22 protein-coding genes are annotated in these 24,896 nt (G+C 68.1%); 7 read left to right on the forward strand and 15 right to left on the reverse strand.

What is annotated here, in order from left to right:
* Window positions 1-50: 50 nt before the first annotated feature.
* The 4 genes from ACRB8A_RS15710 to ACRB8A_RS15725 form a co-directional block, all read right to left on the reverse strand.
* The gene (locus ACRB8A_RS15710; protein WP_285240384.1) at window positions 51-1,055 is read right to left on the reverse strand and encodes a Ppx/GppA phosphatase family protein; all 1,005 of its coding nucleotides are present in this window, start codon (window positions 1,053-1,055) and stop codon (window positions 51-53) included.
* Between the two features lie 85 nt (window positions 1,056-1,140).
* On the reverse strand, window positions 1,141-1,593 hold the full coding sequence (locus ACRB8A_RS15715; RefSeq protein WP_056596444.1) for an SseB family protein: 453 nt from the start codon (window positions 1,591-1,593) through the stop codon (window positions 1,141-1,143).
* Window positions 1,594-1,706: 113 nt separating this feature from the next.
* Window positions 1,707-4,436, reverse strand: coding sequence for a type I DNA topoisomerase (gene topA, locus ACRB8A_RS15720; RefSeq protein WP_056596439.1), 2,730 nt, complete (start codon window positions 4,434-4,436; stop codon window positions 1,707-1,709).
* Window positions 4,437-4,559: 123 nt separating this feature from the next.
* Window positions 4,560-6,209: a N5-glutamine methyltransferase family protein gene (locus tag ACRB8A_RS15725; protein WP_285240383.1), complete on the reverse strand. Its 1,650-nt coding sequence runs from the start codon at window positions 6,207-6,209 to the stop codon at window positions 4,560-4,562.
* Window positions 6,210-6,283: 74 nt separating this feature from the next.
* On the opposite strand from ACRB8A_RS15725, the gene ACRB8A_RS15730 reads away from it, so the two are divergent.
* Both ACRB8A_RS15730 and ACRB8A_RS15735 read left to right on the forward strand, forming a co-directional pair.
* The gene (locus ACRB8A_RS15730) at window positions 6,284-6,790 is read left to right on the forward strand and encodes a DUF6023 family protein (protein WP_285240382.1); all 507 of its coding nucleotides are present in this window, start codon (window positions 6,284-6,286) and stop codon (window positions 6,788-6,790) included.
* A gap of 47 nt (window positions 6,791-6,837) precedes the next feature.
* Window positions 6,838-7,425, forward strand: a complete 588-nt coding sequence (locus tag ACRB8A_RS15735) for a hypothetical protein (protein ID WP_285240381.1) — start codon at window positions 6,838-6,840, stop codon at window positions 7,423-7,425.
* On the opposite strand, the gene ACRB8A_RS15740 is transcribed toward ACRB8A_RS15735, so the two are convergent.
* Window positions 7,422-8,315 carry a rhodanese-related sulfurtransferase gene (locus ACRB8A_RS15740; protein ID WP_285240380.1) on the reverse strand — a complete coding sequence of 298 codons (894 nt, stop codon included), beginning with the start codon at window positions 8,313-8,315 and terminating at the stop codon, window positions 7,422-7,424. The two genes, ACRB8A_RS15735 and ACRB8A_RS15740, sit on opposite strands and share 4 nt — an antisense overlap.
* A 142-nt stretch (window positions 8,316-8,457) precedes the next feature.
* Between ACRB8A_RS15740 and ACRB8A_RS15745 the strand changes: the two genes are divergently transcribed.
* Window positions 8,458-9,150, forward strand: coding sequence for a GNAT family N-acetyltransferase (locus ACRB8A_RS15745; protein ID WP_050687418.1), 693 nt, complete (start codon window positions 8,458-8,460; stop codon window positions 9,148-9,150).
* Between the two features lie 77 nt (window positions 9,151-9,227).
* Window positions 9,228-11,654: a DEAD/DEAH box helicase gene (locus ACRB8A_RS15750; RefSeq protein ID WP_432245072.1), complete on the forward strand. Its 2,427-nt coding sequence runs from the start codon at window positions 9,228-9,230 to the stop codon at window positions 11,652-11,654.
* A gap of 84 nt (window positions 11,655-11,738) precedes the next feature.
* On the opposite strand, the gene ACRB8A_RS15755 is transcribed toward ACRB8A_RS15750, so the two are convergent.
* From ACRB8A_RS15755 to ssd, 7 genes are all read right to left on the reverse strand, one after another.
* Window positions 11,739-12,116 carry an Rv3654c family TadE-like protein gene (locus ACRB8A_RS15755; RefSeq protein WP_432245073.1) on the reverse strand — a complete coding sequence of 126 codons (378 nt, stop codon included), beginning with the start codon at window positions 12,114-12,116 and terminating at the stop codon, window positions 11,739-11,741.
* Window positions 12,117-12,277: 161 nt separating this feature from the next.
* Entirely contained in the window at window positions 12,278-12,682 is a 405-nt protein-coding gene (locus tag ACRB8A_RS15760) for a TadE family type IV pilus minor pilin (RefSeq protein ID WP_050683989.1), read from the reverse strand.
* Window positions 12,682-13,071, reverse strand: coding sequence for a DUF4244 domain-containing protein (locus ACRB8A_RS15765; RefSeq protein ID WP_050683990.1), 390 nt, complete (start codon window positions 13,069-13,071; stop codon window positions 12,682-12,684). Before ACRB8A_RS15765 ends, ACRB8A_RS15760 begins: the two co-directional genes overlap by 1 nt.
* A gap of 143 nt (window positions 13,072-13,214) precedes the next feature.
* Entirely contained in the window at window positions 13,215-13,820 is a 606-nt protein-coding gene (locus ACRB8A_RS15770) for a type II secretion system F family protein (protein ID WP_432245074.1), read from the reverse strand.
* The gene (locus ACRB8A_RS15775; protein WP_432245075.1) at window positions 13,817-14,599 is read right to left on the reverse strand and encodes a type II secretion system F family protein; all 783 of its coding nucleotides are present in this window, start codon (window positions 14,597-14,599) and stop codon (window positions 13,817-13,819) included. The genes ACRB8A_RS15770 and ACRB8A_RS15775 overlap by 4 nt, the downstream gene beginning before the upstream one ends.
* Window positions 14,599-15,807, reverse strand: a complete 1,209-nt coding sequence (locus ACRB8A_RS15780) for a TadA family conjugal transfer-associated ATPase (RefSeq protein ID WP_432246055.1) — start codon at window positions 15,805-15,807, stop codon at window positions 14,599-14,601. The genes ACRB8A_RS15775 and ACRB8A_RS15780 overlap by 1 nt, the downstream gene beginning before the upstream one ends.
* 80 nt (window positions 15,808-15,887) lie before the next feature.
* The gene (gene ssd, locus ACRB8A_RS15785) at window positions 15,888-17,195 is read right to left on the reverse strand and encodes a septum site-determining protein Ssd (RefSeq protein ID WP_432245076.1); all 1,308 of its coding nucleotides are present in this window, start codon (window positions 17,193-17,195) and stop codon (window positions 15,888-15,890) included.
* A 141-nt stretch (window positions 17,196-17,336) separates the two neighbouring features.
* Between ssd and ACRB8A_RS15790 the strand changes: the two genes are divergently transcribed.
* On the forward strand, window positions 17,337-19,055 hold the full coding sequence (locus ACRB8A_RS15790; protein WP_432245077.1) for a bifunctional 3'-5' exonuclease/DNA polymerase: 1,719 nt from the start codon (window positions 17,337-17,339) through the stop codon (window positions 19,053-19,055).
* 150 nt (window positions 19,056-19,205) lie between these two features.
* On the forward strand, window positions 19,206-19,397 hold the full coding sequence (locus tag ACRB8A_RS15795; protein ID WP_050683994.1) for a YegP family protein: 192 nt from the start codon (window positions 19,206-19,208) through the stop codon (window positions 19,395-19,397).
* A 67-nt stretch (window positions 19,398-19,464) separates the two neighbouring features.
* On the opposite strand, the gene ACRB8A_RS15800 is transcribed toward ACRB8A_RS15795, so the two are convergent.
* From ACRB8A_RS15800 to ACRB8A_RS15810, 3 genes are all read right to left on the reverse strand, one after another.
* Window positions 19,465-20,142: an NUDIX hydrolase gene (locus ACRB8A_RS15800; RefSeq protein WP_056596400.1), complete on the reverse strand. Its 678-nt coding sequence runs from the start codon at window positions 20,140-20,142 to the stop codon at window positions 19,465-19,467.
* Window positions 20,139-20,933 carry an endonuclease III gene (gene nth, locus ACRB8A_RS15805; RefSeq protein WP_056596398.1) on the reverse strand — a complete coding sequence of 265 codons (795 nt, stop codon included), beginning with the start codon at window positions 20,931-20,933 and terminating at the stop codon, window positions 20,139-20,141. Before nth ends, ACRB8A_RS15800 begins: the two co-directional genes overlap by 4 nt.
* A 71-nt stretch (window positions 20,934-21,004) precedes the next feature.
* A complete protein-coding gene (locus ACRB8A_RS15810) occupies window positions 21,005-22,414 on the reverse strand; it encodes a hypothetical protein (protein WP_432245078.1) in 1,410 nt (469 codons plus the stop codon).
* 407 nt (window positions 22,415-22,821) lie between these two features.
* Between ACRB8A_RS15810 and acs the strand changes: the two genes are divergently transcribed.
* The gene (gene acs / locus ACRB8A_RS15815; RefSeq protein WP_056596391.1) at window positions 22,822-24,819 is read left to right on the forward strand and encodes an acetate--CoA ligase; all 1,998 of its coding nucleotides are present in this window, start codon (window positions 22,822-22,824) and stop codon (window positions 24,817-24,819) included.
* The last annotated feature ends 77 nt before the right edge of the window (window positions 24,820-24,896 follow it).

Genomic DNA, 24,896 nt, shown 5'->3' on the forward strand with positions numbered 1-24,896 from the left:
CGCCAACGCCAACGCCAACGCCGGGAGCCAGGCGCCGGGAAAACCAACGGTCAAGCGCCGGCAGGGGCCTCGGCGGCAATGCGGCCTGCGGCTGCAGCAACGTGCGGCGCGGGCTCCAGCGGGCCGGCAAACACCAGCTGGTCCAGCCGCCGCAGGATGAGGCCCTCGCGCAGCGCCCAGGGGCAGATCCGGACCTTCTTGAATTTGAAGAGTTCCAGCGCCGCCTCCGCCACCAGGGCGCCAGCCAGGAGCTGGTGCGCCCGCGCCTCCGAGACGCCCGGCAGGTGCAATCTGTCCTCGGCCTTCATGGCCGAGATCCGCTGCGCCCAGACGCCAAGGTCGAAGGCCTGCAGTTCACGTTTGATGTAGGGACCGGAGGCGCTGGGGGCTGCACCGGCGATCCGGGCCAGCGAACGGAAGGTTTTGGAGGTTCCGGCCACCACGTTGGCCCTGCCAAGCCCGTCGAAGCTGCTGACTGCAGGCTTCAGCGTGGCCCGGATGTAGCGGCGGAGTTCCTTGACGCTGCGGGCCGAGGGCGGGTCCTCGGACAGCCAGTCGCGTGTCAGCCTGCTGGCGCCGAGCGGAACGGAGGTGGCCATCTCCGGCAGCTCGTCCTGGCCGAACGCCATTTCGAAGGAGCCGCCCCCGATGTCCAGGTTGAGGATGGGACCGGCGCCCCAGCCGTGCCAGCGGCGAACCGCGAAGAACGTCATGGACGCTTCTTCGCTGCCTGTCAGTTCCTGCAGGGTGACGGTGGTTTCGTGCTTCACCCGGGCCAGCACCGCCGCGCCGTTGGTGGCCTCGCGGATCGCGGAGGTACAGAACGCCAAGAGGTCATCGGCTTTGTGCCGGGCGGCGAACTCCCATGCCTCCAAAACAAACTCGGTCAGCTCATGCTGGCCCTCCTCACTGATGCTGCCGTCCGGCTCCAGGTACTGGACCAGGGACAGCGGCCGCTTGTGCGAAGCGAACGGCACAGGGCGCGCGCCGGGGTGAGCATCCACCAGGAGGAGGTGGACAGTGTTTGATCCAATATCAAGGACGCCTAGCCGCATCCTGCCATTATTCCCCCTGCGGGCAACCGCGCCGGCATCCCGGCACGCACCCCGGCGTCACAAGTCCTGCGTCACAGGTTCTGGCTCAGGCTCCGGCCGGATCCGCGGCGGCGTCATCAGCGAGCTCGTCGGCGCGCTTGAAGTCGCGCTTGATGTTGGCCACGCCCTCGGGATTAATTTCGAAGCCGTAGGCGGCGCCGGGGTTGATGACCATGCCCAGCTCCTCACCGATGTTGGCGATGATGGCGGCGCCCTGCGTGCCCAGCACGTTCGGGGCCGCTTCCAGGAACTGTCCGTCCACCCGGCTGGGGTGGGAGAACACGGCCAGGACGGGATCACCGTCGGCGTTGCCCAGGACCAGCGGCTCCACCTGTGCGTCCAGGCCTTCCACACCATCGGGGCTGAGGATGTAGACCTCGCTGTTCAGGAACGACAGGATGACGTCCACGGGGCTGGCCTCGGGCTGGCCGCCCTGGGCGAGCTTCTCCTCGAGGTCGTTCAGGGGCGTGGGGTCGGTCATTGCAGGCTGTTCACTCATCCCCCTACCCGATCACGTTGCGCGCAACACCGCAATTCCTGCCTGCCGGCCGGGCAGCCCGGACCGGAGACAATCCGCGCCGGACCGGGCTGATCCCCGGTCCGGGCCACGGCTTACTTCTTGGCAGCGGCCTTCTTTTTGGCAGGTGCCTTGCGGGCCGTCGTCGTGCGCTTGACCGGGCCCTTGGCGCGCTTCTCAGCCAAAAGCTCCACAGCCTGCTCCCGGGTCAGTTCCTCCAGGGAGGTGGCCCGCGGGACGGTGATGTTGGTGATGCCATCGGTGATGTACGGGCCGAACCGGCCTTCCTTCACCACGATGTTCTTCTCCGAGACGGGGTCCGGGCCGAACTCGGCCAGCGGCGGAACCGCTGCGCGAGCCCCGCGCTGCTTGGGCTGGGAGTAGATTTCCAGCGCCTGCTCCAGCGTGATGGTGAAGATTTCCTCTTCCGTGCCGATGGAACGGGAGTCGGTGCCCTTCTTCAGATACGGGCCGAACCGGCCGTTCTGGACGGTGATGAGGTTGCCTTCGGCGTCCTCACCCAGCGCGCGCGGCAGGCTCATAAGCTGCAGCGCCTCATCCAGGGAGACGGAGTCCACGGTCATGGACTTGAACAACGAACCGGTGCGCGGCTTCGCCTTGACCGGCTTCTTGGGGGGCTTCGGCTTGCCGTTTTTGTAGTACTCCACCGGCTGGTTGGCGATCTGTTCCTCGGTCATTTCCGGAATGACTTCAGTGACGTAGGCGCCGTAGCGGCCGTTTTTGGCCACCACCGTGTGGCCGGTGTGCGGGTCAGCACCCAGCACCCGCTCCTCCGGCGCAGCGGTCTCCATGAGTTCCACGGCCTTGGCTGCGGTGAGCTCGTCGGGTGCGAGGTCCTCGGGGACGTTGGCGCGGGAGTTCTCCACAATTTCGCCGGTTTTGGGATCCACCGTGGCGGCGGAACTTTCCAGGTACGGGCCGAACTTGCCCACCCGCAGCGTGATCTCGTCCGTGATGGGGATCGAATTGATTTCGCGGGCATCGATCTCGCCGAGGTTGTTGACGATGCTGAGCAGGCCCGGGTCGGCGTCTTCACCGAAGTAGAAGTGCCGCAGCCAGGCAGCTCCGACAGCCTGGCCGTTGGCGATCTTGTCCAGGTCGCCTTCCATGTCCGCGGTGAATTCGTAGTCCACGTAGTCGGTGAAGTGCTGCTCGAGGAGGCGGATCACGGAGAACGCGATCCAGCTTGGCACCAGCGCGGAGCCCTGCTTCCGGACGTATCCGCGGTCCTGGATGGTGGAGATCGTCGAGGCGTACGTGGACGGCCGGCCGATGCCCTTCTTCTCCAGCTCCGCGGTCAGCGACGCTTCGGTGAAGCGCGGCGGCGGCGAGGTTTCGTGGCCAACTGCCAGGATGTCCGACGCCGTCAGCGCGTCTCCCTTGCCCACGTTCGGGAGGCGGCGGGCGTCGTCCGAGTCGTCGTCGCCGCGGCTTTCGTCCTTGCCTTCCTCGTAGGCGGCCAGGAAGCCCGGGAAGGTGATCACGGTGCCGGAGGCGGAGAATTCGGCGTCGCGGCCGTCCGTGGCGGTGGCGCCCAGGCGGATGGTGGCCGTGGAACCCTTGGCGTCACCCATCTGGGAGGCGACGGTCCGCTTCCAGATCAGTTCATAGAGGCGGAACTCGTCGCCGGAGAGCTGCTTGGCCACCTGCGCCGGGGTGCGGAAGGAGTCGCCGGCGGGACGGATGGCCTCGTGGGCTTCCTGGGCGTTGGCGGCCTTGCCGGAGTAGACGCGCGGGGTGGCCGGGATGTACTCCGGCCCGTACAGCTCGGATGCCTGCCGGCGGGCGGCCGTGACGGCCTCGTCGCTCAGCGAGGAGGAGTCGGTACGCATATAGGTGATGTAGCCGTTTTCGTACAGCCGCTGCGCCACCTGCATGGTGCTTTTGGAGGAGAACCGGAGCTTGCGGCCGGCTTCCTGCTGCAGCGTGGACGTGGTGAACGGCGCGGCGGGGCGCCGGGTGTACGGCTTGGTGTCCACGGAGCGGACGGCGAACGCGGCGTCCTGGAGCCCTGCTGCCAGCGACGTGGCCAGCTCCTCGTTGAGGTGGGCAACGTTGCGGGAGGTGAGGACGCCGTCGTCGTTGAAGTCCCGGCCGGTGGCCACCTTGGCACCGTCCACGGCAGCCAGTTTGGCCTTGAAGGAGCCGGACCCGGCCCCGAACTGGCCGGTCAGGTCCCAGTAGGACGCGGCGCGGAACGCCATGCGTTCGCGTTCGCGGTCCACCACCATGCGCGTCACCACGGACTGCACACGCCCGGCGGACAGGCCGCGGGCCACCTTGCGCCACAGCACCGGGGAGATCTCGTAGCCGTACAGGCGGTCCAGCACACGGCGGGTTTCCTGTGCGTCCACGAGTGCCGTGTCCACGTCGCGCAGGTTTCCCATGGCGCGCTGGATGGCTTCCTTGGTGATTTCGCCGAACGTCATCCGGTACACCGGAACCTTGGGCTTCAGCACTTCCAGCAGGTGCCACGCGATGGCCTCGCCCTCGCGGTCCCCATCAGTTGCGAGGTAAAGTTCGTCGGCATCCTTGAGCGCGGCTTTGAGCTCGGACACCTTCTTCTTTTTATCCGCTGACACGACGTAATAAGGCTTGAAGTCGTGGTCAATGTCGACGGCGAACTTGCCGACGGAGGTCTTTTTCAGTTCCGCGGGAAGCTCGGACGGCTGCGGCAGGTCACGGATGTGACCGATGGAGGCCTCAACGATGAAACCCTCGCCGAGGTACTTGGCGATGGTCTTGCTCTTGGCCGGAGACTCCACAATCACGAGTTTCTTGCCGGTTTTGGCCTTGCTTGGCACGATGCTCCTACAGAAAAAGGTTGCTGGGGCAGATGAGCCCATATTGGCCTAGTTCACCATATTTTGGGCCAATGTGCGCATTCCTGTGGAAAACACCGGCCTCCGCGAAGCGGCCGGAACGGGTCAGCCGGCCGCCCGAAGGAGGAAGCCGTCGCGGACCAGGTTTTCCACTTCGGCGAGCAGTTCCTGCCGGAAGGACAGGGCATCGAATCCGTCCTCCCCGGCCAGGCTTCCGCCCAGCAGGGCCTCCAGCGCACCGGCGATCTGGCCGGCGGTCAGGTCGCCGTCGCAGGCGGACACAAACCCCGCCAGTGCGGTGCTCAACAGGTTGGTCCGGCGCAGGCCGGCGCCCTGCCGGAGCAGGATCACGCCCGGGTGCTCGGCACCGGGACGCTGGTGCCGTTCCTCCGTGACGTCCTCGGCCACGATGAGGTGCGCCGCTTCGATGCTGTCCGCTGCCACGTCGTCGTTGCGCTCCACGGCGGCGCCCAGATGCGGGCCGATGGGTTGCTCGATGGGGTAGGTGATTTCCTCGAACCGGCTGATGGTGGCCTGGCCGGGGGCCGCGGGCCGGCGGAGCCAGACCATGCCGAACCCGATCCCTGCCACGTTCCGGCTTGCGAAGTCCGCGAGGTAGGCCCCGTAGGCCTCCCGGTAGTGGTCCCGGTTCCGGGACTCGGAGGCGTCCTGCAGCCAGGTTTCGGCGTATTGTTCGGGGCTGACCTGCTCGCGCTGGATGAACCAGGCGTCGGTGCCGGGGCTGACCCAGGCCCGGGGCCGGTGGTGCCATTCAGTGCCGGCCTCCACTTCCCAGTTGCCCAGCAGCTGCGCCGTCCCGCCCGGGGACAGCAGGCCGGGAAGCCCTGCCACGAGGGAGGCCACGATGTCGTCACCGGGGAGGCCGCCGTCCCGGTAGGTGAACTGGCCGGCGGCGTCCTCGCCTGATCGGCGCGGGGTGATCACGAACGGCGGGTTGGAAACCACCAGGTCGAATTCCTCACCGGCCACGGGCTCCAGCAGCGATCCCAGGCGAAGGCTCACCCGGTCCGCCAGCCGGTCCGGGTCCACGGACAGGGCCTCGGCGTTGAGCAGGATATTGAAGCGGGCAAAAGCCAGGGCCCGTTCGGAGATGTCCGTGGCGGTGACGTGTTCGCAGTGATGCAGGAGATGGAACGCCTGGATGCCGCAGCCCGTGCCCAGGTCCAGGGCCCGTTCCGTGTGGCGGCGCACGGTGGTTTGGACCAGGGTGGTGGAGGCCTGCCCGATGCCCAGCACGTGGTCGTGCCGCAGCACGCCTTCCTGCTGGTGGGCGGCGAGGTCGCTGGCCACCCAGAGTTCGGCGCCGCCGCTGCCGTCCGTGTTGGCATCCCAGCCGTAGGGGCGCAGGTCGGCGCGCGCTGCGAACCGCGCGGTGCCGGGGACGGGCTCAACGAGTCCCAGCTCCACCAGGCCGTCCGCACCCAGGCCCGGCAGCGCGGCGTCGAGCGCCACCCGTTCCTGCGGTTCGGCGAGGAGCCAAAGACGGACGACGGCGGCCAGCGGCCCGGTGCCGCTGTCACGGCTGGCGGCGGCATCCGTGGCGAGCTGGGCCGGGATGATCTGGTCCCGGTTCAGGGCAGCGGAGGCTGACGGGCCCAGCAGCTGCGCCACGCCGTCCAGCGTGTAACCGGCGCGGCGCAGGTCCGCGGCCAGGGCCTGCAGCAGGTGCGGCCGGTCGCTTCGCGGGGCATCGAGGGTGTTGCCGGCGGTGAACTCGAATGGGGATTTAGGCACCGGCCAAGTTTAGTCCGGTCCTCCGCCGGCTCCCGAGGTGCCATGCCACCCTGCGCAGGCGGTAGCGTGGAAGCATGCCTTCCTGCCTCCCTGCCCTCCTGCGTGCGCGCCGTCCTGCCGGGCCCTCCGGCCTGTCCGGGCCCCTGCGCCTGCCGGCCCGCAGGCCCGCCGCCTGGGCTGCACTGGGGGCGTTGGTCATGGCAGCGGCACTGACGGGATGTTCGCCCGGGCTGTCCGTGGAAAACGCAGACGTCCCACAGTGGCGGGCCACGGCCCTGCCCACCGACCCAGGCACCCTCCTCCAGGATGAAGGGAAAATCCTCAACCGGGACCGGATCAGCCCGGAAGCGGCGGATGTTCCGGCCGGTCGGTACACCCTGTCCGTGACCTGCGAAGGCGGCGGAAAAGCGTTCTTCGCCGTGTCCGTTGACGGGGTTGAAATAGTGGACGCAGGTGCGGCCTGCAACGGCAGCCTCGAGACCACACGCTTCACGGTCTCGTCGGCCGGGACCCTGGACATCAGCGCGTCCAGCGTCGACGCGCCGCTGATCTTTGCGTACCAGGTGACGCCCACGCAATAAGGCCTGCAGCACTGGCCCGGCCGCCACCGCAGGCATACAGTCGACGTATGCCCACCGTGCGGGAATCCTCCGCGCCCCGTGGCCTGCAAAGGGCACGGGCTACGCAGGCACGGACGCTCACGGCCACCGTGGGGCGTGCGTCAGTGGGGTTGCTGGTGCTTGGGTCCTCCGTCGCCCTGACCGGCTGCGAATATTCGTACGACGACGGCCTGCCGCGTTCAGCGCCCCAATCCACCGCCGCGCCCGCCACCCCCGAACCCGACATCACCTACGATCCGCTCCGCCGGGAACCTGTGCCGCCGGACGGGCTGGCTGACTGGGTGGCCCGGACCTTGCCCAATGCTTCCCAGCCGGTGGCGTACGCCGGCGCCGGCGTGTTGGCGCCCGGCGAGGTCCTCAAGGAGGACACTCCGGTTCTGGCGGCCGGCACCTATGCGCTGGCGTTGGCCTGCCGGAGCCTGCGGCGCGTTGTGTTTACCTTCCGCACCGACGCCATGGACCTCGCGGACCTGGCCCAGCGGTGCGGCATCAACCGCGAAAGCATCGTCTACCTTGCCTCGGACACGGCAGTGCACGTCACGGTGGAGGCCGGCTCCGCAGCCAACTACGCTTACCGGTTCCGCCGGTTCCCTTAGGCGGCGCAGCCTTCCGGGCAGCGCAGGGTTTCCGGGCTGGCAGCGCACTCGGAGCAGTACAGCGTCAGGGTGCGGCAGCTGGGGTTGGAACAGTTCTCGAATTTGCTGGTCGGGGCTGCGCAGCGGACGCACTGGCCGATGGTTTTTGCGTCCTCGCTGAATTCCAGGTGCATCCGCTTGTCAAAAACGTACAGCGACCCTTCCCAGAGACCCTGGTCCTTGAAGGTCTCGCCGTACCTGACAATCCCGCCGTCCAGCTGATACACCTCTTTGAAACCTCGGTTGACCATCAGGCTGGACAGGACCTCGCAGCGGATGCCGCCGGTGCAGTAGGTGACCACGGGTTTGTCTTTCAGCGCGTCGTACTTGCCGGACTCCAGCTCCTTGATGAAGTCGTGCGTGGTGGCCACATCGGGCACCACCGCGTCCTTGAACTTGCCGATCTGGGCCTCGAAGGCGTTCCGGCCGTCAAAGAACACCACGTCCTCGCCCGCCTGTTTCCGGTTGGCCACCAGCTCGTGCAGTTCCTCGGGCTGGAGGTGCTTCCCGCCGCCCACCACACCGTTCGCGTCCACCTTAAGTTCCCCGGGCGCGCCGAAGGAGACAATCTCATCGCGCACCTTGACGCTCAGCCGCGGGAAGTCCGCTGCGCCGCCGTCGGACCATTTGATGTCGATGCCTGCAAAGCCCTTGTATTCGCGGGTTGTCTTTACGTACTGCTTTACCGCGCCGATTTCGCCGCCCACCGTGGCGTTGATGCCGTCCCGGGAAATCAGGATCCGGCCCGTAAGGCCGAGCTTCTCGCAGAGGGCACGCTGCCAGAGCCGGACGGCGTCCGGGTCTGAGAGGGGGGTAAAGCCGTAAAAGAGCACAATTCGGTTTAAAGCCACGTATTTAAGGGTACCGGCTCGGGTTCCCGGACACCGTCCGCCCGCCGCAGGGTGCCTGCGGCCGGGGCGTTGGCGCATCACGATTGGATAAGCACTGTTGCAGCCACTGTTGCTGGCCGTCGGGCTGGAATAGTCTCATGCCATGAGCCCGGAAACCACGATTGAAGACATCACAGGCCTTCTTGAACTATGGGTGGCCGGCTGGGCGGGTTGCCGCGGCTACCGCACCTCCACCGAGGGCCGGTTCCCTGCCGCCTTGCGGTCCGAGAGCAGCGGGGACTGGGAATTCTTTGCAGCCGACCCCTCGGACGCTGAATTTGCCGAACTGGCAGCCAAGGTGGCGGTGGCGCCGGCCATGGTCCTGACCATCCTCACCAACGACACCGCCCGGTACGCCCGGCTGGCGCAGCAGCACAGGCTCAACGTGACCTCGGATTCGCAGACCATGATGATTGTGGACATGGAAACCCAGGACGCCGAGGATCCGTGGCTGCCTGACGATGACCTGGAACTGTCCACCTCCGAAACGGACGGCGTGCACTACGCCGAAGTGCGGTCCGGCGAAACCATCGCCGCCAGCGGCAGGCTGTTTGTGGTGGGCAACACCGCGGTGTTCGACAAGATCGTTACGGACCCGGCGTTCCAGCGCCGCGGCCTGGGCAGTTTCATCATGCGGGCCCTCGCGGCGCAGGCCTTCGGCCATGATGTGCTGAACGGGCTGCTGCTGGCCTCCACCGACGGCCAGAAACTGTATTCCCACCTCGGCTGGACCGCAGTCTCCCGGGTTCTGATGCTTTCGGCAGACCACAACGGCGGGGACCTTTCCCTCAGCTGACGGCCGGGCGCCGGCCGCCGGTTACCCCTTGGGCGGATTCGGCGTCGCCGGGTGCCGCCGGATGAAAGAATGTCGGGGTGAACCCCCATGACTCCCTGATTCCCCTGCTGGGCCGCGGCCCGGATCCGGAACAGCTCCGTCATGTCCGCACCATCCCGGCACGCGAAGCAGTGCACGCGCCGTGGCCGGAATGGGTGCACCCCGACGTTGTGGCGGCCTATGGCACGTTGGGGATCCACGAACCCTACAAGCATCAGGTCCACGCGGCAGACGTGGCCCACGCCGGCAGGCATGTTGTGGTGGCCACCGGAACGGCGTCTGGCAAGTCGTTGGCGTATCAGTTGCCTGCCCTGGACGCCATCCACCGTTCGGAGCTGCGGGTGCTCGCTGAACCCGGCAGGATCCACGACGACGGCGCCGTGACCCTTTACCTCTCCCCCACCAAGGCGCTGGCGGCCGACCAGCTTAATGCGATCCGGGCCCTGAAGCTGCCTACCGTCCGCGCGGAAACCTACGACGGCGACACCGACCCGGCATCCCGGCGCTGGATCCGGGACCACGCCAACTTCATCCTGGCGAACCCGGACATGCTGCACTTCGGGATCCTTCCCAACCATGCGTGGTGGGCCGGGTTCTTCCGCCGGCTGCGCTACGTGATCGTTGATGAGGCGCACAGCTACCGGGGTGTGTTCGGCTCGCACGTGGCCAACCTGATGCGGCGGCTGCGGCGGATCTGTGCCTACTACGGGGCGGGAACGTCCTTCCCGGAGCCGGTGTTCATCGCGGCTTCCGCCACGGCTTCGGACCCGGATACCTCGTTCTCCCGGTTGATCGGCGCCCCGGTGGAGGCCGTGTCCACGGACTGCTCACCCCACGGGGCCACCACAGTGGCTTTCTGGGAGCCGGCGCTGACCGAGGCCCGGGGCGAGAACGGCGCCAACGTGCGGCGCACCGCTGTGGCCGAAACAGCGGACCTGCTGGCCAACCTGGTGTCGGCGCGCATCCGCACCATCGCGTTCATCAAGTCGCGGCGCGGGGCGGAGACCATCTCGGCCATCACCAAGCGCCTTCTGGACGAGGTGGATCCCAGCCTGCCGCAGCGGGTGGCAGCCTACCGCTCGGGGTACCTTCCTGAGGAGCGGCGGGCAGTGGAGAAGGCCCTCCGCTCCGGGGAACTTCTGGGGGTGTCCAGCACCTCGGCGCTGGAACTGGGCATCGATATTTCCGGGCTCGACGCCGTCCTCGTTGCCGGCTGGCCGGGGACCCGGGCGTCCCTGTTCCAGCAGATCGGCCGGGCCGGCCGGGCGGGGCAGGACGCCATCGCCGCCTTTGTGGCCAGCGACGATCCGTTGGATACGTTCCTGGTGAACCATCCGGAGGCGATCTTCGACGTTTCCGTGGAAGCCACCGTGTTTGACCCATCCAACCCCTACGTCCTGGGACCGCACCTGTGCGCCGCGGCAGCTGAACTTCCGCTGGGAACCGGCGAACTGGCCCTGTTTGGTCCTTCGGCCGAGGGACTCCTGGATCAGCTGGTGGCGCAGGGATACCTCCGTCGCCGGCCCGCGGGGTGGTTCTGGACGCATTCCCAGAGTGCCGCCGCCATGGTCAATCTCCGGGCGGACGGCGGCGGGCCGGTCAACATCGTGGACGCCGACACCGGGTCCCTGCTGGGGACCATGGATTCCCCGCAAACGCACTACCAGGCCCACACCGGGGCCGTGTACGTCCATCAGGGGGACAGCTACGTGGTGGAGGACCTCAACGAGGACGACCACTGCGTGATGGTGCGCCGGGCCAATCCCGATTTTTACACCACGGCCCGCGATGTCACCCAGATCGAGGTCCTCGAGACCCAGCGGACCGCCACGTGGGGCGACGTTTCGGTGCATTTCGGCGAGGTCAAGGTGACCACGCAGGTGGTTTCCTTCCAGCGCAAGGCTTTGATCTCCAACGAGGTCCTCGGCGAGGAGCCGCTGGAACTCGGCGCGAGGGATCTTTTTACCAAGGCGGTGTGGTTCGAGGTGGGGAACCGGTCCCTGACCGGGGCGGGGCTCGTCGAAGCCGAATTTCCCGGCGCCCTGCACGCCGCCGAACATGCGGCCATCGGCTTGCTGCCGCTGGTGGCCTCCAGTGACAGGTGGGACATCGGAGGGGTTTCCACAGCGCTGCACGCCGACACCGGAGTGCCCACCATCTTCGTCTATGACGGACACCCTGGCGGGGCAGGTTTCGCCGAACGCGCCTTCGACAAGGCCAAGGTCTGGCTGACGGCCACCCGCGACGCCATCCGGGCCTGCGAATGCGAGTCCGGTTGCCCCTCCTGTGTCCAGTCCCCTAAGTGCGGGAACAAAAACAACCCTTTGGACAAGGCCGGCGCCGTGACGCTCCTGGGGGTGCTCCTGAAGGACGCAACCGAATCGATGCCGCCGGCTCCTGCAGGTTCCGCCGGTTGGGGCCAGGACCACAACCGGCCAGCGCCAGCCGACGGCAGCACCGGCTGACCAGGAGTTCACGGCGCCGGACCGGACCTGCAGTTCACGGCGGCAGACCTGACCAGCAGTTCACAACGGCTCACCTGACTTCGGTCACGGCGGCGGACCGGCTCTGGCATGGCCCGTTGCCGGACCCAGCAGGGTCCGCCGGATCATTTCCGTCCGAACCTCCACCGACAGGTCGGAGCGCGGTAAACAGCTCAGCAGCGCGGCGGCATGGCGCGCCGCAACCACGGACGCCGCCGCGCACGGGTCCCCCGCCGTAATTCCGCGGTGGGCGTCCGCGGCTGCGAGCGCTGCCAGATCGGCTGCGGCCGCCGCACGGCTGGCCAGCACCGCAGACTGGGCCAAGAGGAGGACCAGCGCGGTGGCAAGCATAACCACAACCGCAAGCCCCAAGGCCAGCACCGTCCCCGAGCCGCGCTCCCTGCGCTCATCCGTTGGATGAGCCCGTTTCTTTACCGTCGGCATGCCACCTCCTGAACAGGTTTTCTTCCTCCAAGGCCCCTCCTGGGGGCTTTGTTGACTGCTGCCGGCGTTGCTTCCACGCCGCACGGACGCGGTGTCCGCCTGCCTTGGTGCAGCTCTCATCTTCCCGACAGTGCGGAACCCGATCATTACCCGGTGGGCAGTCAGGGGCCCGGCCAGGTCCCAGTGACGTCGGGCACCCCACGCTCGCTCTGTGCCGAGGCAGTGGCTGTAAGGGTCCACGGGATGATCCCGCCCAAGGTGCCACCCACCCGGTCCGTGACTTTTACTCCCAACCAGCCGCCCTGGGACGATACGGACGTTGACGCTGAGGGCCCAGCCAGGGCGGCTACTGTCCCGCGGACCGTGTCCGGTCCATCGCCGCGGGCCAGTGCGCGGGCCCCGGCCCTGGCGCCCGCCTCCAGCCGCAGCTGGGTAATTCCTGCCGCCGCACCCGCAAGCAACATGGACAGCAAGGCAACCACGGCCGGCAGCGTGACGGCGAACTCGGCCGTGACACTGCCCCCGGAGCGGTCCCTGCACCCGCCAACTGCAGCCCCGCGGACCATCACGGAAGCGCCAATGCCGTCCGGATCAGGTTCAGCAAAAAACCCCGGACTTCATCGCTGCGGAGAATGAACACCAGCAGGCCGGCGAAGCCGACGGCGGCCAGGGTGGCTATGGCGTACTCCGCTGTGGCCATTCCGGCCTGGGCAAAAGCATTGCCGCAGCGCTGTCGCATCCGGGCAGTGCGTAGCCGGGGACCACTCATCAGCGTGTGGCGTGTCAGGCTGGCACCCGGATACAGCTCCACCACATTCTCCGGAAGATCGGCCCGGGCCGGCTCCTCCCCGGAACCCCTGAAGAGCTTTCCGCGCCGTCTCTCCCTTGCTCCGGGCGGCGGGCCGCCATTGGCATCGGAAGCGTTGGAATGTGGGTGGCGATGGTTCATGGCCATGTGCTTTCCTTCCGTGTTGCCGGTCGGATGACCGGCTCCCATCGAGTCTTCAGGGGCAGGCGTGCTGCTGAAAGGAGGCAATCGGGCTAAGTGGATAACCTGCCGCGGCCCGACTCTGTGGAGGACGGGACAGCGGCATCCGCTCAGGCACCGGATGGCAGCAGTGCCAGCAGCACCGGAACGACACCGAGGCAAATGAAGGCCGGCAGGGAGCACAACCCCAGCGGGAGAACAAGCTTGACGCCCAGGGTCGCGGCGCGTTTTTCCGCCGCCCGGAAGCGTTCCCGCCGCAGCCTGGCCGCCTGGGCATAGAGAATGGCCGACGACGGCGCCCCGGTCAGGGCGGCGAATCCGAGGGCCTCCTGCAGGTCCAGGATTCCTTGGGGCCGGACGCCCGTACTCCCCCATGCGGTCCCCCAGTCGGCGCCCATTGCAAGGGCTGCGACCACCGGGCGCAGGGCCTGGCAATACATCGGGTCTGCTGAGGCGGCCACCAGCTCAAGGGCGCGCCCGATCCCGGCTCCCGCTTCGAGCATGGCCGCCACCAGCTCCAGGATCATGGCTGTGTCCGCCAGCCCTTCGACGCCACCGGGGGGACCCCTGCGGCGCGCCCCGCTGTCCCCATCAACAGTTCCAGGTGGCGGCCAGTTCCGGATCCAACGCCTTGACCGCCCGTTTCCGGACACACCAATCCAGGCCGCTACTGCGAGCACGGCAAAAAGTGCCAGCGCGGGAGCTTCGCCACTCATGGCTGTCCTGCACCGGCGGCAGCCGCCACCAGCCGTGCGGACCAAAGCCTTCCAGCGACGGTAAGGCCGAGGCCGGCAGCCAATGCACCCAGCCCCAACGGAGTCTGCAGGAGGACAGACAAGGGATCGACTCCCAGCGCCGAGCCAAGGCCAAGCCCCAGGACGGGGAGCCAGGTGAGCAGGCTGACTGTGGCCTTTGGGCCGGCCAGCGCCGTGTGCCGTGCGGCTTCTGCGTCGTCTTCGGCTTCCAGTTGCGCCGCGAACCTGGTGAGGACGTCGGCCAGAGGACAGCCGCTCGCTTCGGCAATGTCCAGGCACGCAGCCAGGTTCCACCAGATCCGGGCTTCGCTCCCCTGCCGGGGAAACACCTTCGGCAGTGCCCGGCGGAGCGCCGCGGACACGGGCATGCCGCCCAAAGCCGCGGTACGCGCTGCAGCCACCATGGCTGTTGAGCCTACCGACAAGTTCCCACGCCCCCGTCCGCCGCTGCTGTCCTGGACCTTGGACAGTTCGTCCCAGATGCGCGCGGGGGCGCGTCCTCCTTTCAGCAAGGCTGCCAGCTGCTGGACCAGCAAGGTCATGGACGGGGACTGCATCGACTGGCTGCGGCCCGGCGGCCACCGCAAGCCGGAGCCAACCCTGACCACCGGGCCTGGCGGGTATGCGGCAACCCGGGGCCCGGTTTGCCGGACACGGCGGAGCCTCGCCCTCGCTCCATTTGGCGGCCGCAGGGTCAGTGCTGCAGCAAGGAAGAGCAGGACGGCGAGGGCCAGTTCCATCACACGAACTCCTGATCCAGCTCCAGCCGTCCGGCGAGGACAGCCCATCCCGGGCCCCGCACCGTCCGGCCGCCTTCCAGCCGCAGGGCCGGCGTCACCATGAGTCCGGCCGGCCCTGCTCCGATGATCCCCACGCACGTCACTGCCCTCCCCAGGGCAGTCCGATCAAGATGGATGACCACATCCAGGGCGCTGTTGGCCTGCAGCCGCACTCCTTCCGGGCTCAGCCCGGCCAGTGCTCCCAAGGCCGTGAGCCGGGCCGGGATGGCGGCCGCAGCGTTCGCGTGAATGGTCCCGCCAGCGCCGCTGTGCCCGGTATTCATCGCCGCCAGCAGGTCCCGGACTTCCGCGCCGCGGCACTCGCCCACCACCAGCCTGTCGGGGCGCATCCGAAGTGCCTGGCGCACCAGCTCGCCCAGATCAACCGTGCCGACGCCCTCAACGTTCCCGTGGCGCGACTCCAGGGACACAACGTGGGGATGCACGGGATTCAGCTCCGATGCATCTTCGATGAGCACCAGCCGCTCAGCCGGAGCGCAAAGCCCCAGCAGTGTGGCCAGCAGCGTGGTTTTGCCTGACCCGGTCGCGCCGCTGATGAGGAAGTTCAGCCGGTTCCGCACCACTGCCTCAAGTACGTCCTGCAGGAGCCCGTCAAACATGCCTGCCAGCCGTAGTTCAGCCATACTGAACACCCGCTCCCTGCGGATCCGGATACTGAGCAGCGTGCCAGCAGTGGACACGGGCGGCAGGACCGCGTGGATCCGGTAGCCGCCCGGCAGCCGCACATCCATGCAGGGTGAGCCGTCATCCAACCGCCTGCCACCGGCAGCCACCATCCGGCACGCCAATGCCCGGACCTGCGCCTCTCCATCGAAGTACACCCGTACCCGTTCAACACCCTGCCCCCGATCCACCCAGACCGACCCGGGACCGTTCACAAAGATGTCGGTGACTGCGGGATCACGGGTCAGCTCCTGCAGCGGGCCCAGCCCGTTCAGCTCCGCGCTGATCCGTTCGACGGCGGCCAGCGCGCCGGCAGTTCCCAGCAACCTGCCGGTGGCCTGCACCGCCGCAGCCACACGGGATGGAGTGACAGCCCCGGGATCCGCCATGACGGAAGCACGGACCGATTCGAGCAGGCCGGAATCCACCGATGGACCGGCGTCCTGCCTGCCTGCAGCAGGAGTCCCGGCCCGGCGGCCGGTTATTCCGCCCGACCAGGCTCGGCGCGCCTGCACTGCATCGCGGTCGCCTCCCTCCTCCCCTCCCCAAGGCTCGGCCCGTTCCCTCACGGTCCTTCCTCACCGGGCAGGCCGTCGCCCAGGCCATCCAAAACCGCGGCCGTAAAGGCCCTGACGCGGCGACGCCTGCCCAGGCCCAGAAGCCGGCCCGACTCGGTTGCCGCAGCCACGCCGCGCACGTCCGGTAACCGGCCGTGCGCCGGGAGCCCCACGGCATCGGAGATCTGCAACGCGTCCAGGTCTGCCCCGCGCCGGCTCCGGATCAATAGCGAAGCCTCCACTGGTGGCAGTTCGTGAAGCAACCGGACAGCAGCCACGGCCGCTTTCAGCTGGGCCGGGACCACCACCATGATGCGGTCGCAGTCCCAGGCGAAAGTCCGCAACGGACCGGAGCCCCGGCCGATGTCCACCACCACCAATTCGTAGCCCCGGCGGGCCGCTTCCAAAACGCCCGCCGTGGTTGCCGGTGGCACAGATACTGGTTGCTCCCGGCTGGCGGGCCAGGACAGGAACGCGAAACCTCCGCAGACGGGCAGCGCGTCCGCCAGTTGGGCGGAGTCGATGCTGCCGCGCGCCTCGGCAAGATCAGGCCAGCGGAGGCCCGGCGATTCCTCGGCCGCAAGGGCGAGTTCCAGCCCGCCACCCCACGGATCGCCATCCACCAGCAGCACCCTTGCCCCCAGGGCTGCTGCCGCCTGCGCAATCCAGATGGCGGCGGTGGTTGCCCCGGCCCCGCCGCAGCCTCCTGTCACCCCGAGGACCAAACCGCCGGGTCCCGGGGCCCGCGCCCGGCTGAGATGGCCGGCAAGCCAGGCGGCAGCATCCGGAAGGACGGCAACACGCTCGGCCCCCAAGGCCGCGGCCAGGTGCCAGAGGCTGTCGCCTTCCCCGTCCAGCCCGACGACGACGGCTGGCGCCCTGCGCCGCGGCGGCAGCGCCCTGATATCGCTTCCCACGAGTACCGAGTGCACCTGGTCCCAGTAGCGCGCGGCCTCTCCTGAATCCGCTGCGATCCGAAGATGGGCGCCCGCTGCTGCAGCGATCCGCTCCACTTCCGCCCGCAGAAAGCCGGATCCGGTGACAAGCAGTACCTCCCCTGCTTCCCCGGGCAGCCACACACCCGCCGGCTCATCGCTGTCCTGTGGACGGGAGCGGGTCCGGCCCCGGAGGCTGGTCCCAAAAAATCCGGCCGAACCCGACGCTGCGGACCGTCGTGCGGCGGTCTCGGCAGGTTCGCCAGATCCAGCAGGTGCCGTCGGAACGTGGGCGCCAGACGCATAAACGCTGCCGCCTGTGGTGGGAAGTTCCGAAGTCCCTGATCCCTGGTGGGGCGGACCCATCTGGTGCCTGCTCATGACTGCCACTTTCCACCGAAATGCACACACCCGGCAGGTGCCGCTGCCCCTATGTGGAAACCCGCGCCGCAGCGCCGGCCACCCTCGCCCCAACCCGGGCCCCCGATCAGGAAGCCCCGCCGGACAGGGCACAATTGGAGCATGTACCTGCTGCTCGCCGCCCACCCCAACGGCGCGTCACTGCAGGAGCTCACCCAGGCAGGCGATCCACTGCCAGCCAATCCGGAACCGCAGCTGATCCCCGCAGCTGAACTGGCCGCCGTCGTCCGCGGCCTGGAAAACAACACACCGGGCGGGCAGGCGCCCCGCTGGATCTGGCACCGCACCCAGGACTGGTACCCGGCGCTGCTCGCCTCAGGGGTGGAACTGGAGCGCTGCTACGACTTGTCCTTGTGCGGCAACATCCTGGCTTTCTCGGAGTTCACCGCCCACACGGCGTACGCGAAAAGCGCCGACCGGACGCCCGCCGAGGACACCCTGCTCCCGCCCAAGGCACTGCTGCCGCCACCTCCCCCGGCAGACCAGGGCGCCCTGTTCGAGGATCCCGGCACGAACGCCACGCCACGGTTCACGCCCGAAGAACTGCGGCTGGAATACGCGGCCCAACAGGACACCCTGGCGCAGGCCGGCACGGAGGATAACCGGCGCAACCGGCTTTTCCTGCTGCTTGCTGCCGAATCCGCGGCGGCCATGATCGCCGCCGAAATGCAGCACGCGGGTGTTCCGTGGCGGGAGGACCTGCACGAGGATCTGCTGGCAGGCTACCTCGGCCCGCGCCCTGCCGCCGGCCGCCGCCCGGCAAAGCTCGAACAACTGGCCGGCGAACTGCGCGGGCTGCTGAACGCTCCCGGTTTGAACCCCGATTCACCGCAGGAGCTGATGCGCGCCCTGCACCGCAGCGGCATCGAGGTCAAAAGCACCCGGCAATGGGAACTGAAGGAATCCAACCATCCCGCCATCGGCCCCTTGCTGGAATACAAAAAGCTTTCCCGGCTGCATTCGGCGAACGGCTGGGCCTGGCTGGACGCCTGGGTGGCCGGCGGCCGGTTCCGGCCCGAATACGTGGTGGGCGGTGTGGTGTCGGGCCGCTGGGCCTCACGGGGCGGCGGCGCCCTGCAGATTCCGCGCCAGGTCCGAGGCGCCGTCCACGCCAATCCGGGCCACAAGCTGATCGTTGCTGACGCCTCGCAGCTTGAACCCCGGGTCCTGGTGGCCCTGGCCCAGGACACGGTGATGGCCGAGGCCGCCCGGGACCAGGACCTGTATGCCGGGATCGCGGCCAAGGGTTTCGGCGGCGACCGCGCCAAAGCCAAAATGGCCCTGCTGGGTGCCATGTACGGGGCCACCTCCGGGGAGGCCGGCCGGCTGATGCCGCAGCTCGCCCGGACGTATCCGCGCGCTGTGGACTTTGTGGAACGCGCCGCCCGTTCAGGTGAAGCGGGCGGAACCGTCACCACCCGGCTGGGCCGAAGCAGCCCGCCACCATCTCCCCTGTGGTACCGGAGCCAGCAGTCCACCACCGCCGAGGAACAGCGCCGCGCCGAGTCCATTGCCCGTTCACGAGGGCGGTTCACCCGGAATTTTGTGGTCCAGGGCTCCGCCGCGGATTGGGCGGCGTGCTGGCTCGCGGAACTACGACGGCGGCTGCGCACCATCCGGGCGGACGGTGCGGCCGGGGCGGAACTCGTCTTTTTCCTGCACGACGAAGTGATGGTCCACGCACCGGAAGCGGCGGTGGGGGCGTGCATCCAGGCCATCGAGGACGCCGCCAGCGCCGCCAAGGAGCTGCTGTTCGGCCGGATTCCGGTGGAATTTCCGGTCAGCGTAGCCGTGGTGGACTCCTACGACAACGCCAAGTAGTCAACACGCGCCGGATGCTACGGAACCCGGAGTAACCTACCGGGCGGTAGCTCGACGGGCACTGTGACGCCCACTACAGTTTGTACTGGCGACTGATGCAGACCGGTGCTGCGATGACGTATGCAATGACGCACACAGGAGGTCCGGTCGATGGCTGGCAGATTCGAAATTCACCGGGTTGGCGACAACTCGTACAGGCTGCGGCTCACCGACGCAGAGGGCAATACGGTGGCCGTCTCACCGAACTTCAAGTCCCTGGCTACGCTCCGGGACGGCGTCAAGGCCATGCGGGAAAATGCAGCCACCGGAATTGTGGTGGACCTGCGCCAGCAGCAGGCCTGACCGGTACCGGAACAAGCCGGCCGCGGTCCCAGCCGGCCGCGGAACCAGCCGCAATCGGAACCAGCCGTCACCCGTCCATCGGGTGCAGCCGGTCATGGTCCCACGGGACGGCCCAGCCAAGCTGGTCAAAGAGCCCGCTCAGGACAATGCCGGTGAAACCCCACACCACCACCCCGTTAACCACAAACGCCGGGCTGTCGAAGGTCCGGCCTGCACGGTGCACGGTGGCCATGGCGCGGTTGTCCGGGTCCAGCAGGTCGCGCACCGGCACCCGGAAAACCTGGGCTGACTCGCCGTAGTCAACGACGTGCACAGGCGAGGGTGCCTGCCACCAGCCCAGCACGGGCGTCACCAGGAAGTTGCTGTACGCCAGTCCGAGCTGCTGCAGGGTACCCAGCACTTCGACGCCGGCCGGGTCCAGTCCCGTTTCCTCCTCGGCTTCCCGCAGTGCCGCCGCCACCGCTGATTCCCCCGCGTCCAGGCCGCCGCCGGGGAAGGCAACCTGCCCCGGATGAGAGCCCAGGGTGTGGGCCCGCTCCAGCAACAGCACATCGAGGTCTGCCGGCGCCAAGGGCTTGCCGGATACGGCCGGAACATCGTCCAACTGTCCGAACAGCATCAGCACCGCGGCTTCGCGGGCGGTCTGCGCATCAACTGTCAGTGCAGCCCACCGCGGATCCGGTGCGGGGTTTGTGCCGCCGGCAACCCGCCTGGCAAGATCCATCAGGTCGTTGCGGGCGCTCAAGGGTTCCTTCTCTGGGATTCCATCCGGATTTCGGCAGCATTGCCCGTCTCCGCCAGCAACCGTTCCAGCAGTGCCTCACTGCCGGGCGCCAGCTCATATTTGAGGAGCTTGGCTGCCTTGGCCGGATCCGTCTCGCCCAGGCCGTAACTGGGGCACCAGTTGGCGACCGGGCAGGCCCCGCAGGCAGGCTTCCGGGAGTGGCAGACGCGGCGGCCGTGGAACACCACGCGGTGGGACAGCATGGTCCAGTCCTTGGGTTCGAAGAGCTCCGCCACGTCCGATTCGATCCGCACAGGATCCTCGGACTGCGTCCACCCGAACCGCCGGGACAGCCGGCCGAAGTGCGTGTCCACCGTGATCCCCGGAACACCGAACGCGTTGCCCAACACCACGTTTGCCGTCTTCCGGCCCACCCCGGGGAGGGTCACCAACGCATCAAGGCGGCCGGGGACCACGCCGTCGTATTCGTCCACCAGCCGGGTGGCAAGGGCCAGGAGGTTCCGTGCCTTGGCCCGGAAGAATCCGGTGGGCTTGATGATGGCTTCAAGCTCTTCGGCTTCGGCCTCCGCCATGGCCTGGGGGTCCGGGAACCGGTTAAAGAGCAGCGGCGTGATCTGGTTGACCATCACGTCGGTGGTTTGCGCGGACAGCACGGTGGCCACCAGCAGCTCAAACGGATTGCGGAAGTCGAGTTCGGCATGGGCGTACGGATACTTCTCCGCCAGTGCCCTGTTGATGCGCCGCGCCCGCCGTTTCAGGGCAAGCACCGACTCGGACGAAACCACCGGCATCCCGGTGGCTTGCCCTGCGGCTGGCGGAACCGCCGCCGGTGTTTTCGCAACCCGGGGCGCGGCCATGGAAGTTAGCCGCGCTCGATGTTGCTGAGGTCGCGAAGGATACCCAGCCGGCCGTCGGTGTGCTGGACCAGGAACTCGTTCCCTCGGTCCTCCAGGGCCAGGACCCAGCCGCCGGGTTCGATCACAAATGCCGGTTCGCCGGAACGGGGATCGAACGCGGTGCGGTGCTGGGCCACGGCGAACCAGAAGGCCTCGTGGGCAGGCTGGTCGTCCTGCTCTTCGGGCCGGTTCGCGGGATCCACGGTGGCGCCGATGGGCTCATCGCGGCGGACCTGCTGATGCACTGCGGTGGCTGCCGGCGGCTCCGTGCGCTGCCCGGCCGGGTCCCCGGGGGCGGACGAACCGGCGGCGGCCGGCGTGCTGGCCGGAAGTACGCCGGTGGCGGGGGCCGCGGACGCGTTGGCGGCAGCAGAACCGTGATGGTGGGGTTCGTCTGCGGTGGCAGCTGCGGGGCGGACGACGTCGGCGGCCTGGGTCGCGGGTCCTGAGTCACCGGAGGTGCGTCCGGCCTGCGCGGCGGTACCGGATGCGGAGGGGACGGATGCGGCGGATCCCGCTGCTGCGGCGGACGAGGCGCCGATGCTGCCGGCAGTTGCACCGGTGGAGGCAGCGGGCGCGGCGGCACCGGCCGCAGCCGCCGCGGCAGGACCATTGCTGGATCCGGCAGCCGGTACAGCGGACGAACCCGAGCCGGACCCACCAAACACTTTTCCACCCAGGCCCGGCGTGGTGGAACCGGCCGGGGTGGCGCCTGCGGTGGTCGAACCGGTGCCCGTTTTGGTGACGGCCTCAGGCTTCGGGGCCTTGGGGGTGCGGGGCTTCTGAACCGGCACGGCGGCCTCGCGGGCCACCACGTGGGCGGGCGCTTCGGCGCGGCCCTTGAAGTCAGCGGAGATGTACGGCAGGAACCGGCCCAGCACCGTGGCGGCAAAAAGGATCAAGGCGCCGATCAGGCCCACAAGGAACACCGGGGCGTAGCTGCTGGCTGCGGCCAGGAAGAAGAAGGCCACCGCAAAGGAGGCCACCACGGATGCGAACTGGTCGATGGACAGCGAGCCCACCCGGATCCTGGTGGTTGGCGCCAACCGGCGGGAGGCGAAAAGCGCGCTGACGCCCAGCGGAAGGACGATGCCCAGGCCCAGGAAAAAGAGGTTGTTTAGGTTCCACAGGTTCAAGCCGCCGAATATTGGCAGCAGTGAGGCGACGAACATGACCAGCGTGGCAGCAAAGACAGCGAGGTCCCGGACGGTGAACGGACCCGTCACTGCCTGGGTGGCGTCCTTGCCGGCCACCGGGTTGACCGTACCGGACGGGTTTCCGGTCTGCCCACCGGGCGCTGCGCTGCCCGCTGGACCTGCGCCGGGCCCTGCTTTCGTCTCGGGGCCGGTCTTTTGGCCGAAGCTCTGCTGGTTCATTTGTCTCTCCTTAGCGTGCCGGCGCCAGGGTCCGGGGGAACCCAGATGGCGCCGTCGTGGCAGCGGATCCGCAGCGGCGGGCCCTGGCAGGGCCCCGCCGAAGCGCACTGCAGTAAAGTCACGATTCCATCTCAGCCTAGCCAACAGCCCACCTGTTCACTAGCTGGCCACGCGCCGCCACGGATGCCAAAAAAATTCGCCGCCAACACCATTCACCGCTTAATGGCTGCCGCTCGCGGGCCGGGCTGTGACACGGCACACAGGGCCCGGCATCAAGCATTACGCTTGATTCCGGAACAGCTCTTTGCGGGATGCCCGTGACTGGCCCGTGCCCAGTGCCGCGCAACGGCCGGACCCGGCCTGCCCGGTGTCCCGCGCAGCAAAGATCGATGAATGATGAGGTTCACATGTCCCAGGACACTCCAAGCTCCACGGCCACCGCTCCGGCAGGCCAGCAACAGGGCGATGCTTTCGAAAACCTGCTGCACGAGACCCGCACCTTCCCGCCCAGCCCGGAGTTCGCCGCCGGCGCCGTGGTCTCCGCGCAGGAATACGAGGATGCCGCAGCGGACCGGCCCGCCTTCTGGGCCAGGAAGGCCCGTGAACTGCTCACCTGGGACAAGGACTTCACCGAGGCCCTGGACTGGTCCAACCCGCCGTTCGCGAAGTGGTTCGTGGGAGGCGAAGTCAACGCCGCCTACAACGCGCTGGACCGGCACGTGGAAAACGGCCTGGGCGATCGCGTTGCCATCTATTTTGAGGGCGAACCCGGCGACACCCGCACCTACACCTACGCGCAGCTCACCGAGGAAGTAAAGAAGGCCGCCAACGCCTTCGAGTCCCTGGGTGTGGCCAAGGGCGACAGGGTGGCCGTGTACCTCCCCATGATCCCGGAAGCCGTCATCACCCTGCTGGCCTGCGCCCGTATCGGGGCCGTCCACTCGGTGGTGTTCGGCGGCTTCTCGGCGGATGCGCTCCGCTCCCGGATCGATGACGCCGAAGCAAAACTGGTGGTCACCGCGGACGGCACGTACCGCCGCGGCAAGCCCAGCGCCTTGAAGACGGCAGTGGACCAGGCCCTCGCCGCCGATGGCCACACCGTGCAGAACGTGGTGGTGGTCAAGCGCAACGGCCAGGACGTGGACTGGCACGAAGGCCGGGACCTGTGGTGGGCGGACACCGTGGAAACGGCATCCACCGAGCACACCGCGGTGGGCCATGATTCCGAGCACCCGCTGTTTATCCTTTACACCTCCGGCACCACGGGCAAGCCCAAAGGCATCCTCCACACCACCGGCGGCTACCTGACCCAGACCGCCTACACGCACCGGGCGGTGTTCGACCTGCATCCGGAAACGGACGTGTACTGGTGCACGGCCGACGTCGGCTGGGTCACCGGGCATTCCTATGTCGCCTACGCCCCGCTCATCAACGGCGCCACGCAGGTGATGTATGAAGGCACCCCCGATTCCCCGCACCAGGGCCGCTGGTGGGAAATCGTGGAGAAGTACAAGGTCTCCATCCTCTACACGGCGCCCACGGCCATCCGCACGTTCATGAAGTGGGGCCGGGACATCCCGGACAAGTACGACTTGTCTTCCCTCCGGCTCCTGGGGTCCGTGGGGGAATCCATCAACCCCGAGGCATGGATGTGGTACCGGAAGGTCATCGGCGGGGACCGGACCCCCATCGTGGATACCTGGTGGCAGACCGAGACGGGCGCCCAGATGATCGCCCCGCTCCCGGGAGTCACGGCCGCGAAGCCCGGCTCCGCCCAGGTTCCGCTGCCCGGCATCGCCGTGGACGTGGTGGACGAGATGGGCCAGTCGGTCCCGAACGGCCACGGCGGATTCCTGGTGATCCGCGAACCCTGGCCGGCCATGCTGCGTGGCATCTGGGGCGACCCCGAACGCTTCAAGGAAACCTACTGGTCCCGTTTCGAGACCATGTACTTCGCCGGGGACGGCGCCAAAAAGGACGAGGACGGCGACATCTGGCTCCTGGGCCGGGTGGATGACGTCATGAACGTCTCCGGCCACCGGCTTTCCACTACCGAGATCGAATCCGCCCTGGTCTCGCACCCCGCTGTTGCCGAGGCAGCCGTGGTGGGTGCCGCTGACGAGACCACAGGCCAGGCCGTTGTTGCGTTTGTCATCCTCCGCGGGGATGCCGTGGACGACGGCGACGCCACGGTCCAGGAGTTGCGGAACCACGTGGGCAAGGAAATCGGTCCGATCGCCAAACCGAAGAACATCCTGGTGGTCCCGGAGCTGCCCAAAACCCGCTCCGGAAAAATCATGCGGCGACTCCTCAAGGATGTTGCCGAAGGCCGCGACCCGGGGGACGCCACCACCCTGGCGGACAACACGGTGATGCAGCAGATCGCAGCTTCACTCAAAAAGTAACACCCGCAGCATGGCCCCGGCGGGCCACCACAGCGGCCCCATGATCCCCGTCAGGACGGCGATCAAGGGGCCGCTGC

The organism is Arthrobacter sp. G.S.26, from assembly GCF_050847375.1.
Lineage (GTDB): Bacteria > Actinomycetota > Actinomycetes > Actinomycetales > Micrococcaceae > Arthrobacter.